This is a genomic window from Sediminibacterium sp. FW305-C-61, assembly GCF_058231065.1.
The window spans coordinates 11,116-27,931 of record NZ_JBIQXR010000001.1 but is presented as its reverse complement, the minus strand read 5'-3'; the positions used below and the strand labels follow the sequence as shown (position 1 = coordinate 27,931).

Below are 16,816 nucleotides of genomic sequence, written 5' to 3'. Positions count from 1 at the left end.
TGAAGCATGCGTAAACATTTACTAATAACAATTATGCTCCTTACACTTATAGCCGGTAAAAGCCTGGCACAGATGGATGCTCATTTCACGCAATACTATGCGCATCCACTTTGGCTTAATCCGGCTTTAACAGGTGTAAATGATGGCTATTACCGGGTTTCCGCGAATTATCGATATCAATGGCCCAGTATTTCCGCTCCATTTATTACCAAAGGTATTTCTGGCGATATAGCAGTTTCAGATGCTTTTTCTGTTGGTCTAACCTTATTAAACCAAACTACTGGGGATGGCGGTTATCATTATAATAACGGATACCTGTCGCTGGCATATAAAGCAAGACTAACTGAGTACAAAATTATCAGTGGTGGTTTTCAGGTAGGTATGCTGAACAGAGGAGTTGATCCGGGGAAATTTCAATATGGTAATCAGTACAATCCATTGATTGGATATGATCCTACTCTTCCTTCCAATGAACAGTTTTTAAGAACCAATGCCACCGCATTGGATGGAAGTATTGGTTTGGTTTATTATGATGCCGAACCAGATAAGCGAACAAATGTGTTTTTTGGTGTAAGTATGTATCATCCTACCAAACCAGGAAATCAGTTTCTTACAAATGGTAATGATAATAAAATACCCATGCGATTTGCCGTACATGGCGGTATGCGTATTAATATGACGGATAAGCTCGCGCTAACACCACATGCCGTATTGCTGAAGCAGGGAGATGCTCATGAAATAACCGGTGGTTTATCACTTAATATGCAAATTCAGGATGGTGCTGATTTGTTGTTGGGAACAGCTTATCGCTTGAATGATGCAGTAGCACCTAATATAGGTATTCACCTGAATGGATTAACCATCGGTTTTAGTTATGATATTAATATGTCTAAGATAAAATCAGCTTCAACCGGAAATGGTGGATATGAATTGTCGATCAGTTTTATTGGCAGAAAAAAAATCACAGATACTAAGTTTGTATGCCCAAGATTGTAGCCCCAAAATATAGCTTACATTATTTATTGTTCATACTATTTGCGCTGGTACTTCATCAGCAATCTTTGTATGCCCAACGTGCAAAGAAAATATTGAAAAAAGCAGACGCTTCCTTTGCATCCAAAAATTATTACCAGGCTGCAAAACTATATGAGGCTGTTTTGTATGATAGTCCACTGGTAAAAACAACCAATAAAATGGTTTATCCATATTTGCCTGTTAGGGGTAAGGCGAAAATTAAACCTACAGAAAGAACCAGGGCTGTCTATCAATTGGCAGAATCTTACCGGCTTCACGATAATTATCAGGCAGCTATGCTGCAATACAAAACCTATCTTGGTTTAAGAGATAACCGATACCCATTGGCAAAGCTTTGGTATGGCTCTATGCTACTCGCTTCTGGTGATCCGCAAAATGCCAAAATAGCTTTCACTACTTATCTTGATAATAATAAACAGGAAGACCAATACACAGAAATAGCCAAAACAGGCTTGGCTTCTAGTTTATTTGCCATAAAAGCAGTGAATGAATCACCGGTAGCTACTGTACAAAAAATCAGTTCTACCCTCTCTGCAGATGGATCGAATTTTGCCTTTGAAAAATTTAATGATAGTAGTTTTTTGTTTACAAGCTCAAGACATGAAAAACGCGGCAAACAAAAAACCTATCCTGTTCGTCTTTATGGAGGTAATGAACTTTCACCAACGGTACAAAAGTTGGTTATTGAAGTTCCAGATAATTTTAATATTGGGGCGAGTTCTTTATCTGCGGATGGACTAACCATGTATTTTACCGGATGGAAATCTGAGGAGGCAAAACCAGACCAATACAATATTTATTTCACACAGCGACCTTCGCAACAGGCAAAATGGGGGAAACCGGTAATTTTACCTGAACCGATTAATCAAAAAGGAGCGAGATCAAAGCAACCATTTATAACTCCTGAGGGAGAATTTCTTTTTTATGCGTCTGACCAGGCTGGCACAAACGGCGGTTTTGATATTTGGATTATTAAGATGAATGGCATAGAACCGAATGGTAATCCGATAAATGCCGGAATAAATATCAATACAAAAAACGATGAGGTCTCGCCCTATTATGATGTTGCAGATAGTACCTTATACTTTAGCTCTGATGGACGAATAGGCATCGGAGGAATGGATATATTTAAGACCAAAGGATTGCCAGATGTTGGAGAATGGTCCCTGGCAGTTAATCTTGGTATGCCTATAAATTCACCTAAGAATGACCTGTATTACAGAAACTACAAAGGTTCTGATACCATATCATTCAGTTCCGACCGAAATTCTTCCTGTTGTCTGGAAATCTTTAATGGATTGCTGATACCGTATCAACCTAAAGTAGATAGTGTTAAGCATATAGTAGATACACCTTTAAACACTAAACGCATTGAAATACCTTTAAAAGATACAGTTGTACCTGTTACATTGGTAGATACTATAAAGCAGGAAACAGATTCTATATCATTGGTTACCACGGCTCGTTATAATATCAATTACCATTTTGCAAGTGCTAAGATTCGTAAAGTTGATATTCCGGTACTTGATCAAATGGTTAAACAGTTGAAAGAAAATCCAACATTGAATATCCTGATTGCATCATTTACTGATTGTATTGGAAGCAGAGAAGCTAATGTAAGTATGTCGAAGAAAAGATCTGCATCGGTAAAAGCTTATCTTATTAAAAAAGGTATTACAGCAGATCGTATTAATACTGATTTCTTCGCTAAAAGATATTTCCTGATGGCGTGTAAAGAAGATGCTACTTATGATAAGGCTGCTCAAATAGCTAACAGAAGATCGGATCTGATATTAACGACCGACAAACACCCAACATGGAAGCCTTCAGGAAATGAAATAGATGTAGATGGGCAATCAGATAACAATCAGACTTTAACTGTCAAACCTACATCTCGTGAATCTAATGTAATCATAGAAAAAACGATATCTCCTGCTGCAGAAACCAAATCAGCTTCTGTTATAAAGAATAAGAATTCAACCAAGGATAAAACAAAAGCTTCCACTAATACCAAATCAGTTGATAAATCGACGGAAAAGAGTGGGTTTAACTTTAAGAAACAAGCACCAGTTAATGACGATAAATTATCGAAAGGAACAACAGCATTAAAAAATGCTAACAAAGCAAATAGAAAGCTTGAACAAAAAATTGATATTGGCGAACTATTGGAATTTGTTCCGAAAGTTAAAGAATCAAATCTGGTAGATGAAATGAAAATGCGTATTCCAAGTAAGCCATTGTTTGTGTATACAAAATCGGATTCGGTTCGAATTGATCTTTACGACAATGGAAGTTTTGATTACGACACGCTCTCAGTAATTTATAATAAAGAGATCGTTGTTTATAAACAGTTATTGTTAACGCGTAAACCGGTAACCTTCTATGTTAAACTGGATACTGATCAACGTAAAAATGAAATGATTTTCTTTGCAGAAAGCCTTGGTATCACACCACCCAACTCAGCATTAATGGTAATCACCGATGGGGATAATAAACGTACAGAAGTAAATATTTCAAGCGATTTCAACACGAATACGGTGGTGTATTTCATCAAAGTCAACAAGTAGTCGTAGATTTGCGGTGTTAAAACCTTAAGTCTTATATGAAAGATGTTGTTGGAATTCAGGAAAACAGGCAGCCACTCATTTTAGTGTTGTTAGGGAAAGTTGTTTCATATGTGTTTCACCCTTTATTTATTCCAACCTATGTTTTCTTCTTTTTAATGACACAAGTGCCTTATGAGTTTGCGGGTATCACTAACTGGCAACTGAAGATGAGGTTATTTGGTTTGTTTTGGTTAACAGCTTTTTTTCCGGCATTCGCTGTATTTCTTTTGTGGCGCTTAAAATTCAGTGAAAGCATATTCCTGAAAACCCAAAAAGAACGCATCATTCCTTTTGTGATCACCATGTTTTTTTACTGGTGGATGTACTATCTAAGCAGGAATTTTACAGACCAGCCCATTGTGCTTAAGTTTTTCTTTATGGGGATTTTTATTGCAACCTCTGTTGGACTGGTATTTAATAATTTCATGAAAATCAGTCTGCATGCTATGGCAGCGGGCGGTGCGGCTGCTGCTATTATTTTATTTTCCTATTATTACCAAACCCCATTCGGTGTGTTTATTAGTATTGCCCTTTTGCTTACCGGAATCATATGTACCTCCCGTTTACTGGTAAGTGATCATACGGAAAAGGAAATTTATTTTGGATTACTAGTGGGTGCCGGATGCCAATGGGTCTCCTATATTTTTGTGATGTAATCAATGCCTTTTAGAATCGTACACACCTTGTTTTATCAATAGTTGAATTCCTGATTTTGAGAAAACCTTTATAGGTAGCAGTAAGTTCTAGTCCACCACGCCAGTTGGATACGACTTTCAGTTTTGAAATATTCACATCATAGCTTACCCCAACACTGAAATGTTCAAATTCCATTTTAACCGTTGGTATCAAAGCATCTCCCCAGCGCATAAAGCTACCGATGTAGAAAAGGTCAGGTTCATTTCCATCATCATATTCTCTGATGGTCATGCCGTATAACAGGCCTCCCAGTATTTGTTTATTATTATTCTGGGTGAAATAATCCACAAAGCCCATAATTCTTCCTCTTTCTCCTGAAGGGGCACTGATACCTGCATTCAGAGATAGCCTTGGCGATAAAAAGTTTTCCGTAGACCCTGTTACAGATTTAATAGTCGGATTGGTTACATGTGATAAACCAGCAGCAATGTATACCCTTGTTTTATCGTTGAATGAAGTACTGAAAGATAAACCAGTGCTCAAATCCCAGTAATTATACCCCGTATTCGTAATCGGTTGTGCTGTGGGGTTTGCTGAATTAAATTCTCCTCCCCGATACTGATCACCCAGTTTTAGTTTGGAAGCATCAAACTGACTTGATACAGGTCCGCCCATAAATGCTAAAGACAAATAAGTATCATTATCATTACTCAACGATTTATGATAGTTAATAGCAGGAAGAATTTGTGTTCTTCTTAGTCTTAAATCACCTGCAACATCAACACTCATCTGAGATGCGATTGTTAGGTAATCGTTTTTTCCTCCCATTGGTAGTTTATGTTCTATGCTTAACGAGGATGTTTTATATGGTACGGTTACACTTCCCCATTGACTTCTATGCACCATAGATGCTCTTATGTCGCCGGTAAATACACCTGCCAATGCCGGATTTCGTAATAGGGGTTGTTCATAAAATTGTGAGAAGGTGAAGTCTTGTGCTTCAATTTTGCTAACCAGTAATACAGTAGTCAGCATAAGTAGTTGTCGTGTATAATTTTTCCTCATTTGAGTATGGTTATATTGCCTTTAAATATGGTTGGTAATCCTTTTTCACAGATCACTTCAGAAACATAAACAAATACATCAGGGGTTGCTGCTTTTCCAAAAGCCTTTCCATCCCAGGCATAAGCAGGGTCGCCGGGAGAGAAATTTGATTTTTCAAAAACCAGCTGACCCCATCTGTTGTATATCCTAAAGCTTTTAATGAGTTTTATTCCTTTACCTTGTACAAGGAGTATATCATTGATACCATCACCATCTGGTGAAAATGCATTCGGCACAAACAATTCTGTAGCTGGGCAGAGTGTTTTAATACATAATGTATCGGTACTTATACATCCATAATTGTTGACTACAGTACAAGACACACAGGCATCGTTCGAAAGTTTTACCTCAGGGGTAGCACAGGTTGGGCAACTGATAGAACCAGCGGCACTGCTACCCCAGCGCCATTTTCTTATTTGGTCGTTTCCGCCGTTGATATTAGTCGTTGCCAATACACGAAGCTGCAGGCTTGTACCCGCGGTAATTGTTGTGTCACTACCTATGTTGATTGGGGTTGGACGACCAACCACTACTTTAATTTGAGCTGTATCTGCAAAACAGTTGTAATCGTCTTTACCAATTACATTATAAATGGTTGTTTCTACTGGTCTTGCTATAGGATTAGCAACGGCGCTGTTGCTTAAGCCTGTTTCTGGATACCATTTATAACTGCTTGCACCTGTGGCAACCAGTTGTTTGCTTTCGCCGATACAAAGTGTGTCACCCTGTGCTGCAAACATTTTCAGTGGCTGAATAACACGAATGCTGGTAGATTTTATTTCGCTACATCCAAATTGATCATATCCGATTACGCGAATTGTGGTAGAGCCAACAGGTTTCACCGTATTTGTATTTGGCCCGGAAGCAGTGATATTGTTAAGCTGATCATACCAGATATACCTCATGGCACCTGTAGCAGTTAATTGAAGAGACTCACCTTTACAAATCGTGCTATTTGGTGTTACATTAATTACAGGTAATGGGTGAACGCTCATTGTTTTAACGGCAGAGTCGAGGCAGTGGTTTACAGTAGATGCGGTTAACCTGACTGTGTATTGTCCATCTACCAGGTACCTAACGGTGATGATAGAATCTGAACTTTTAGTGCCATTACTCAGGTTCCATAAAATCATGGCAATGCTGTCTCTGGAATTCAGTATTGGAGAAAGTTGTGTTAGCTGTCCCTGACAAACATCTCTGATGGCATCAATATCAACGTGAGGGAATTGGTAAACCTTAACTGAAAACTGCGCCTGTAAATTGCTAATACATCCTGCTTCACTCTTAACAGTAAGGTTCATGGTATAGGTACCTTCAGCAGTAAAACTGTAGCTGTGTTCTTTTGTATTAACCGTGTCGCCGGGTGCAATGCTCCATTTCCAGTCATTTATTCCAAAATTTGAAGTGCTTCTATCGTTAAATTGGTAGACTGTATTTCCGCAGTTATTTACGCCTGTTAATGTAAAGTCTGCAGTTGTTTTATCTACTTTAATATTTACCGTATCACTGGAACTGATACAAACTCCGTTCGATATCTCCCAGATAAATTGATAACTACCTGGTAACAGACCGCTGATCACTGTTTGAGGATTTGAGGGATCTGCGATAACAGCGCTATTCGAACCAGGAACCTGTCTCCAGGAACCAGTTCCTGAGACAGGCATATTCGCCTTCATGGTAGTTGTGGTTCCAGCATTACAAATTACAATATCAGCTCCTGCATCTGCAATGGTAACAGGAGGTGTTACCATAATACTTACCGGGTTTGTATACATAATGGCACAAGTGCCATTTTTTACCAGGGTACGGTATAAAGTATTTTGCGTAAGGTTATTGTACCTTAAAGTATCTGTATTTGTTACGTTAAGTACATTCCATGTAGTGCCACTTGTTTGAGAAGCTTCCCATTGGACAATATTCCCCAGCTTTCCCGAAAGTATGATAGATCCATTATTTGTATTGTAACAAACAGTATCGATTCCATTTAATGTACCTGCAACGGTTGCAGCATCAACAGTTATATTTACTGTGTCACTAAATGCTGCCGAACAAACACCACTTTGAACCATAACCCTGAAGAGGGTAGAAGTAGAAAGGTTGTTAAAACTGTATCTGTCTCCAGTATAATTTATCAGACTCCAGTTGTTACCATTATCAATAGAAGATTCCCAGCGGATAAGATCACCCACATAATTTGTTAATTGCAATGTGCCATTGTTAGCTGTTACACAAACTGTATCATCGGCGGCAATATGTCCACCTACTGTGAATGGATTCACTGTAATAGTTACGGTATTAGAATACAAGGATGCACAAACACCGCTTTGTACCAGTACCCTAAATCTGGTTGTACTGTTGAGATTGGAATAAGTATATGTTGACTGATTATTGTTGATAATACTCCAGCTATTACCATTATCGTTTGAGCTTTCCCATCTGATAATGTCACCTGTATAATTAGTAATTGACAAAGTTCCCTGATTCAGGTTCGTGCAAACTGTATCGTCGTTTCCAAGTATGCCTGCAGAACTTGGTGGATCAATCCGTATTTCTGTTTCATTGGATGATGCAGGACAAACTGTATTGTCAATGGTCCACCTGAAACGATAAGTTCCGGTTGTTAACCCAGACAGGTTTGTGGCAGCCTGGTTATTATATTCAAAGATGGCAGTAGTCGGGCCACTTATCTGACTCCATAAGCCATTACCCGAAGATGGGGTATTGCCATTTAATCTGGCTGTAGTATTGTTACAAATAAACTGATTCATACCGGCAACAGCAGGAGTAACAGTTGGCATAACTGTAATTAATACTGTATTTGAATAGCTTGTTGCACAAACACTATTTTTTACTAAAACCCTGAATAAGGTAGATGTGGTAAGATTTGTATAATTATAAGACGAAGAAGTATTTGATAGTACTGTCCAGCTCGATCCATTGTCGGTGGAGAATTCCCAGTGTAAAATATCCCCGGTATTTCCTGTTAGCTGAAGCGTTCCGCTATTTGAATTTGCGCAAACAGTTGCATTTGAAGATAAATTACCAGGCACTGTTAATGGCGCAATGGTAATGCTTACCGTGTCTTTTGAATCAGCGCAAAGCGTATTTGAGATTGTCCACACTAAAGTATACGTACCCGCAACAAGTCCGGATACAACTGTATTAGGGTCGGTATCATTTGCAAATACAGGTGTTGACGGACCAGAAACATAGTTCCATTTGCCGGTACCAGAGGTAGGTGTATTAGCCTGAAGCATAGTTGCAGGAGTACTGCATAAAGTCTGATCCGCTCCTGCATTTGCAATAGTTACTGGCTGTAATACAGTTATGGTTACTTCATTGGTAAACATCGGAGCACAAACACCACTTTGTACTAAAACCCGATAGCTTGTTGTTGTATTTAAGTTGCTATAAGTATAGGTATTACTTGTATTGTTGATATTAGTCCAGGAATTACCGCCAGTTGTTGAATATTCCCAGCGAAGAATATCTCCGGTATAAGCATTATGTGAGAGTAAGTTGCCATTGCTTGTAGCACACACTGTAGCATCAGCAACTAAATTACCAGGTGCAGTTTGTGGGTCTATTGTAATAGTAACCGTATCTTTTGAATCAGTACAGGTGCCATTTGCAATGGTCCACACAAACTGGTATATGCCGGTTGTAAGTCCATTAACGGTAGTAGTCGGGTCTGTAGCATTCGTGAAATTGGCGACCGTTGGGTTACTTGTTAAGGCAGACCATGTTCCGGTTCCTGATAATGGTGAATTGGCGTTTAATGTGGCCGATGTGGTATTACACAAACGCTGATCAATACCTGCATTAGCAGCAGTAACAGGAGGAATTACCGTGATGGTTATTTCATTTGAATAAAGCGATGAACAAACTTCATTTTTTACCAGTGCCCTGTAAGCGGTAGTAGTATTGAGATTGTTATAGGTATATGTATTTGTAGTATTTGAAATATCGTTCCAGTTGGCGCCATTGTTTACAGAAAATTCCCATTTAAGTATATTTCCCTGCATGCCGGAAAGGGTAAGTATGTTGGTATTATTCGTTGCACAAACGGTTGCAGGTGCAACCAGGTTTCCTGCAATAGTAGGCGCGGCAATATATATGGAAACAGTATCTACAGAGTTGGCACACATACCATTTGAGATAGTCCATATAAACTGGTATGTTCCGTGGGTAAGTCCGTTTACAGTTGTATTTGGATCATTTGGATTGGTGAAACTAGCAGCAGACGGTGCGCCTGCAACCACTGTCCATGTACCAGAACCAACACCAGGTGTATTTGCATTTAGGGTTGCTGATGTTACATCACATAAAATCTGATCAGTTCCTGCATTGGCATTTGTAACAGGTGGTATAACTGTAACGGTTACCTCATTTGAATACAAGGCAGTGCAGATTTCATTTTTTACAAGAGCTCTATAAAGGGTTGTTGTATTTAAGTTGGTATAAGTGTATGTATTACTGGTATTTGAGATATTGGTCCAGCTACCACCGTTATTAATCGAAAATTCCCATTGTAAAATGCTTCCATTATTACCAGACAAGCTTAATATATCTGAATTGTTGGTAGCACAAACTGTTGCAGAGGCAACAAGATTTCCTGCTGTTGTTGGTGGGATAATACGAATTTCAACAGTATCTGTTGAACTGGCACATAACGCATTTGAGATGGTCCAAACAAAACGGTATGTACCAAATGTTAACCCATTTACTGTACTATTTGGATCTGCTGCATTGGTAAAACTAACAGCAGAAGGAGCGCCAGATAGTAATGTCCAAACACCTGTTCCAGAAACAGGTGTATTACCATTTAAAGTAGCGGCAGTTACATTGCATAATAACTGATCTGAGCCTGCATCAGCAGGTGTTACTTCAGGTAGAACAGTAACTGTAACGATATTCGTATACAATGCAGGACAAACACCATTTTGAATCTGAGATCTGAATTGGGTAGTTTGTGATAGATTATTGTAGTTTACCGTAGCGGTATTTGAAGTATTACTTATTGTAGACCAATTCAATCCATTATTAATGGAATATTCCGTTCCGACAATAGTTCCAAAATAACCGGTTAGTGTAAGTGAACCGATATTGCTGGTAATACAAACAGTGTTGTCGGTATTTAGGTTTCCGGCAATTGTCGGTTCTTGAATAGTAACAGTTACTGTGTCTTTAGAGTCAGAACAAATACCATTTGAAATAGTCCATACAAATTGATAAGTGCCAAAAGTTAATCCGCTGATTACTGTATTTGGATCTGCTGTATTTGAGAAAGATGGTATTGTTGGACTACCAGCCAATGCAGACCATGTTCCCATTCCTGAGGTAGGTGTATTGGCAGCAAGTACAGATGAAGTTGTATTACATAGTAATTGATCCGGACCTGCATTTGCAGGTGTTACCAATTCAAGCACAGTAATAGTTGCGGCAATACCTGAATAAAGTTCAGCACCTACGCCGTTTTTAACCAAAGCGCGGAATAGGGTTGTCTGTGTGAGGTTTGAATATGAATAATTATCCTGATTAGTGCCAACAGTAGAACTGATGACAGACCAGTTAACCCCATTATCAACAGATAGCTCCCATTGAAGAATGGTTCCTAAATAATCAGTGAGGTGTAAAGTGCCACTATTGTTTCCGGTACATACAACAGCATCAGGACCGATAACACCAGGATTTGTAGGAGGCTGTACTGTTATTTGCATAGTGTCGCTTGATACCGGGCAGTATCCGTTTGAGATAGTCCATACCAGCAAGTATTTACCATCTGTTGGTGGTGCACCATGTACATAATCTAAACCGGTAATAGTAGCTTTTGGATTGGTTGTGCCTGAGAAATTTAAAGGGCTGGTTGCACCAGGCACTACAGACCAAACGCCAGTACCTGATACTGGTGTATTTCCGTTAAGCGTATAACTGGATACACCATTGATAAAAGTGGTATCAGGACCTGCATTTGCAGGTGTTACTGGTTGTAATACAGTGATGGTGTTTAAATTACTGTATAAGGTTGGGCAATTTTGATTTTGTACTGCTGCCCTGAACACGGTTGTAGCACTGAGGTTGGTATAGTTTAATGTATTGGTAGTATTAGAAATGGTAGTCCAGGAACTACCGTTATCAATAGAAGATTCCCAACGTATAATATTTCCGGTATTACCCGATAATGTTAGCGTGCCATTATTTGAAATGGCACAAACTGTAGCAGCGGCAGTTATGTTTCCAGGAACTGAAGGTGGGTAAATAGTTACTTCAACTGTATCTTTTGAATCAGCACAGGTTCCGTTTGAAATAGTCCAAACAAACTGATAGGTGCCGGCAACCAATCCATTTACAGTTGTGCCAGGGTTCGATGCATTGGTAAATACAGGTGTAGAAGGTGCACCCGGTAAAACAGTCCATGTACCGGTTCCGTTTATTGGGGTGTTGCCATTTAATGTAACTCCTGCAACATTACATACAAATTGGTCAGTACCTGCATTAGCGCTTGTTACAGCGGGTAATACAGTTATGGTAATAATATTGGAATATTGTGGACTACAAACACCACTTTGAACGGAAGCTCTATACTGCGTAGTTGTACTGAGGTTAGTATAGTTGAGCGTGTTGGTAGTATTACTGATAGTGCTCCAGTTGGCGCCATTATCAACAGAAGATTCCCAATGCAAAATATTACTTGTATATCCTGTTAGTGTAAGTGTGCCATTATTAGCAGTGGCACAAACGGTATTACTTGCAGACAATGTTCCAGGAACTGTTTGCGGATCTACTGTTATGGTTACCGTGTCTTTAGAATCGGTACATGTACCGTTTGAAATGGTCCAGATAAACTGATAGGAACCAACGACCAAGCCATTTACGGTTGTATTAGGGTTATTACTATTTGTGAAACTTACTGCTGATGGGGCACCTGCAGCCACAGACCATGTGCCGGTTCCATTCACAGGTGTATTTGCAGAAAGAATGGTAGCGGTTGTAAAACATATATGGGTATCTGTACCGGCATTAGCAGGTGTCACCGCAGGTAAAACCGTAATGGTAACGGAATTGGAATATTGAGGATTACAAACACCGCTTTGAACAGAAGCTCTGTATTGTGTTGTTGTACTGAGGTTAGTATAGTTGAGCGTGTTGGTAGTATTACTGATAGTGCTCCAGTTCGTGCCATTATCAATAGAAGATTCCCAATGTAAAATATTGCTGGTAAATCCTGTTAGTGTAAGTGTGCCATTATTAGCAGTGGCACAAACAGTATTACTTGCAGATAATGTACCTGGTACAGTTTGAGGATCAACTGTAATGGTTACCGTGTCTTTAGAATCAGCACATGTACCGTTTGAAATGGTCCAGATAAACTGATAGGAACCAACCACTAAACCATTTACGGTAGTATTAGGGTTATTACTATTAGTAAAACTTACTGCTGATGGAGCGCCCGCGGCCACAGTCCATGTACCGCTTCCATTAACAGGGGTATTTGCGGATAAAATGGTAGATGTGGTAAAACAAACATGGGTATCTGTTCCTGCATTCGCAGGTGTTACAGCAGGTAAAACCGTAATGGTAATGGTATTGGAATATTGAGGATTACAAACGCCGCTTTGAACAGAAGCTCTATACTGTGTAGTTGTGCTGAGGTTATTATAATTGAGGGTGTTGGTAGTATTGCTGATAGTGCTCCAGCTAGTTCCATTATCAATAGACGATTCCCAATGTAAAATGTTTCCAGTATACCCTGTTAGTGTAAGCGTGCCATTGTTTGCAGTAGCACAAACGGTATTATTAGCAGATAAAGTGCCTGGTACTGTAGCAGGATAAACAATTAGTTGAACAGTGTCTTTTAAGTCGGTACATATTCCGTTGCTGATTGTCCATTCGAATTGATAAGTTCCTGCAATTAATCCATTTACGGTAGTATGCGCATCAGCAATATTGGTGAAACTAACTGCTGAAGGTCCTGTTACCATACGCCAACTGCCACTTCCTGCAACAGGCGAAGTTGCATTAAGTGCAGTTGCGGACACATTACAAACACTCAGGTCATTTCCTGCGTTTGGCGTTTCAACAGGTGGAACAACGGTAATTGTACTGGTGTTTGAATACAGGGATGGACAAACGCCACTTTTCACCAGAACCCGGTATGCTGTTGTTGTATTCAGGTTATTATAACCCTGTGATGTGCTCGTATTTGAAATGGTTGTCCAGCTTGTACCATTGTTAATAGAAAACTCCCATTGAAGAATTGAGCCGGTATAAGTATTCAAATTTAGAGAACCGCTATTTCCTGTTGCACAAACTGTTGCGTCACTTGATAGAATACCAGGTACGGTAACAGGGTTAACGGTAATAGTAATTTCATTGGTATAGGCAGGGTTGCAATTGCCACTTTGTACTACCGCTCTGTAGGTAGTTGTTTGTGTGAGGTTGTTGAAAGTAAAACTACTGGTGTTAACTGCATAGCTTGTCGGCCAGGTTGTGCCACCATCAGTTGATGATTCCCAACGAATAATATTTCCTGTATAGCCGGAAAGAGTCAATGTGCCGGTATTACTTCCTGAACAAACAATAGTGGTTCCGGTTAGTGTTCCAGGTACTGTTAGCGGATCAACAGTAATTAATACATTGTTGGAATACTGAATACTGCAATTTCCACTTTGAACAACCGCCCGGTATAAAGTGGAAGTGGTAAGGTTATTGAATGTCAGCGTAGTTGTTGTATTATTGACAGTAGTCCAACTGTTTCCGTTATCGATTGAATATTCCCAACGAATGATATTACCAATATTTCCGGCAAGCGTTAATTGACCAGTATTATTTCCAAAACAAACATTGGTTGCGCCACTAAGTGTGCCTGCAACAGTTTCAGGGCTAATGATAATCGTTACACTGTCTGCCGATACATTACAAGGACTGTTTGAGATAGTCCATGCAAAAGTGTAGCTACCTGGAATTAATCCGCTAACCTGACTGTTTGGAAGTGAGGCATTACTAAACGTTACTGTTGAAGGGCCATTTACTATTGTCCAGGTACCTGATCCAACCAATGGTGTATTCCCGTTTAATTGAGCAGCAGTAAGATTACAAAGTGCCTGATCGGTACCTGCTAAAGCAATAGTAGGCTGAGGCTTAACGGTTACATCAGTTGAATCGGTTGTACTACATCCATTAGAAGATGTTGTAGTGATTTTGTACCGTACAATCGCATTCACCAGGGTTGTATTGCTGAGTATATCAGTAACGGAGTTTGTGTTTGATGGGCTATTATTATTTGTTTGTCCCGAACTTACACCGGAAATATTTGAAGCAGACCAGGTAAACAATGATCCTGGAAGAGAGCTGCTGAATTGAATATTTGTTGCCGTTCCTGAACAGATTATATGGGCATTATTAGTAATGGTAATAGCAGGATTTGGATTAACAGTAGCTGTAAGTGTAAATGGTGTGCTGCTACATCCGCCATAATATGGGGTAATCGTATAGGTAACTACAGCGGCATTTGTGGTAGATGTGTTTATCAGCAAGTCATTAATGGATCCAGATCCATTAGCAGTGTTACCACTACCTGAACCATTTGTAAAAGCGGAAGTCCATAAGAAAGTGCTACCAGGTTGTGCTGAGATTGGTGAATAAGACAATAGTTGGTTAGAACAAATAGATCTGGTAGTGTCTGTACCAATATTATTTGGATAGATCCTGAGTATCATTGAATCCTTACTGGTATTAGTACCGCAATTACCAGTAGCGTTATAAGTTGATGTTCCGTTAAAGTACAGTTTTACTAAACCGGCGTTTTTATCTGCGATACTAGGTGTATAGGTAGGGTTTAATGAATTTATGTTAGAGAATGTACCTGTACCAGAGCTGCTCCATGAATAGGAGTTTGTTACGTATGAAACTGCTGCGGAAAGATTAACGCTATTAGTGTTGTAACATATTGAAGTGTCTTTTGAATTTTGAATACTGGCTAAGGCTACCGTGTTTTTAAATACAACCTGTGTATCACTACAACTTACCCCGTTGGTAGTAAACTGTACACTTACAATATATGCTGCTGAACTGTTAAACTGGAAACGTGGGTATTGTGAATTAGCATTGTTAGAGCCCTGAAAACTCCAAGATCCGGAGCTTGACACATTCCATAAATAGCTATTACCCGCATTGCTATTACTATAAACAACTTTGTAATAGGTATCTGTGGCACTATAACTGGTAATACCATTGTTACATTCTATTACGTCGGAATTTAGTTTTACTGAGGCTACCGTAAGTGCAACTGCTGATGATGCAGTAACACAAGTACTGGAACTTAAACTGGAAACATCCGGTCCAACAAGTACCCGGTAAGATGCACCATCTGTATCTGTAACACTGTTGATAGTATAACTACTGGTGGTACTTGCAGTACCAATATTTGTCCAGGTAGTTCCACCATCTGTACTTTTTTGCCATTGATAGGCTGGTGTGGTGAATGGATTATTGACAATGGAAGCATTGATGGTAGTACTCGTGCCAGAACAAACTGTGGTACCATTGCTGAATGAAATTGAAGCAGTAGGGGTACAGGCTGTAAAAAGAATATCATCAATAGCAAGGTCATTACCACACTGCGGTTGCCCACCATAGGCGTCTACCATTTCAAGTACTAAGGAAGTAGTACCTGAAGGCAATGAAAAACTGAAACCATATTGCTGCCAGTTTGGGGCAACAGATCTGTTGGCTGTCAGCGGAAGATTTCCAGTGCTATAAGTAGCTAAAACTGTTCCGGAAGTATTTTTAATGTTAAAAGTTACATTAGGATAAACATAGCCACTGCCACATATAGGTAAAGTGTTACTGGTTGTATTTACGTTTGCCAACCATGCGGAAAAATTATAGGTAGAACCCGGACATAGATCATTAACCTGTTGCGTAAAGAAAACAGAACCACCAGTGCCAGCATTCACCAGAAACATATTGCCATTTGAGTTGCCGGTATGGTCGGTGCCTTGTGCCCAATCGTTACGACCAGAATTTTGAACACGTGGTGTAACCATATATTTCCCGTCATCAAGTGCACCACTGCTTTGAAAAGAATAGTTGGTATTAAAGCCAGATGGAACAGTAGTTTTTGAAGAAGAATTGGTACCCTGTCCAAATGTTTGTGAAAAAACAGGTGCTAAAGCATTGCTGGAGCAAATACCTTGTGCTTTTGTCAATATACAGGTATATAGACAAGAACACAGTAGCACAACATGGTATGTGTACTTCCGGGGGATCATGGATATTGGATATAAGGTGTTATCAGAAAAAAGCGGATAGTTTACTTTTCTCTGTATACAGCTCTCACAGGATGATGCAATGTACAATACTGCCCGCGCTAATCAATGTTATCTGTATATGACATATTCTTCTTTTCTTTGTAGTTCAATTCCTACATAGTT

Annotated in this window: 5 protein-coding genes; 3 read left to right on the top strand and 2 right to left on the bottom strand. The window is 39.4% G+C overall.

Going from position 1 to position 16,816, the window contains the following annotated elements; translation table 11 throughout:
* The first annotated feature begins 6 nt into the window (after positions 1-6).
* From ACH30E_RS00045 to ACH30E_RS00035, 3 genes are read left to right on the top strand one after another with little or no spacing between them, the layout of a single operon-like run.
* Positions 7-996, top strand: coding sequence for a PorP/SprF family type IX secretion system membrane protein (locus tag ACH30E_RS00045; RefSeq protein ID WP_294996316.1), 990 nt, complete (start codon positions 7-9; stop codon positions 994-996).
* Positions 981-3,602, top strand: a complete 2,622-nt coding sequence (locus tag ACH30E_RS00040) for an OmpA family protein (protein ID WP_490823115.1) — start codon at positions 981-983, stop codon at positions 3,600-3,602. The genes ACH30E_RS00045 and ACH30E_RS00040 overlap by 16 nt, the downstream gene beginning before the upstream one ends.
* Before the next feature lie 35 nt (positions 3,603-3,637).
* Complete coding sequence (locus tag ACH30E_RS00035; RefSeq protein WP_294996321.1) at positions 3,638-4,297, top strand: hypothetical protein; 660 nt, start codon at positions 3,638-3,640, stop codon at positions 4,295-4,297.
* Positions 4,298-4,307: 10 nt separating this feature from the next.
* Here ACH30E_RS00035 and ACH30E_RS00030 read toward each other — a convergent pair whose 3' ends face one another.
* Together ACH30E_RS00030 and ACH30E_RS00025 are read right to left on the bottom strand one after the other, a co-directional pair.
* Positions 4,308-5,342 carry a PorP/SprF family type IX secretion system membrane protein gene (locus ACH30E_RS00030; RefSeq protein WP_490823114.1) on the bottom strand — a complete coding sequence of 345 codons (1,035 nt, stop codon included), beginning with the start codon at positions 5,340-5,342 and terminating at the stop codon, positions 4,308-4,310.
* Positions 5,339-16,591: a DUF8696 domain-containing protein gene (locus ACH30E_RS00025; RefSeq protein WP_490823113.1), complete on the bottom strand. Its 11,253-nt coding sequence runs from the start codon at positions 16,589-16,591 to the stop codon at positions 5,339-5,341. The genes ACH30E_RS00030 and ACH30E_RS00025 overlap by 4 nt, the downstream gene beginning before the upstream one ends.
* Positions 16,592-16,816: the final 225 nt, after the last annotated feature.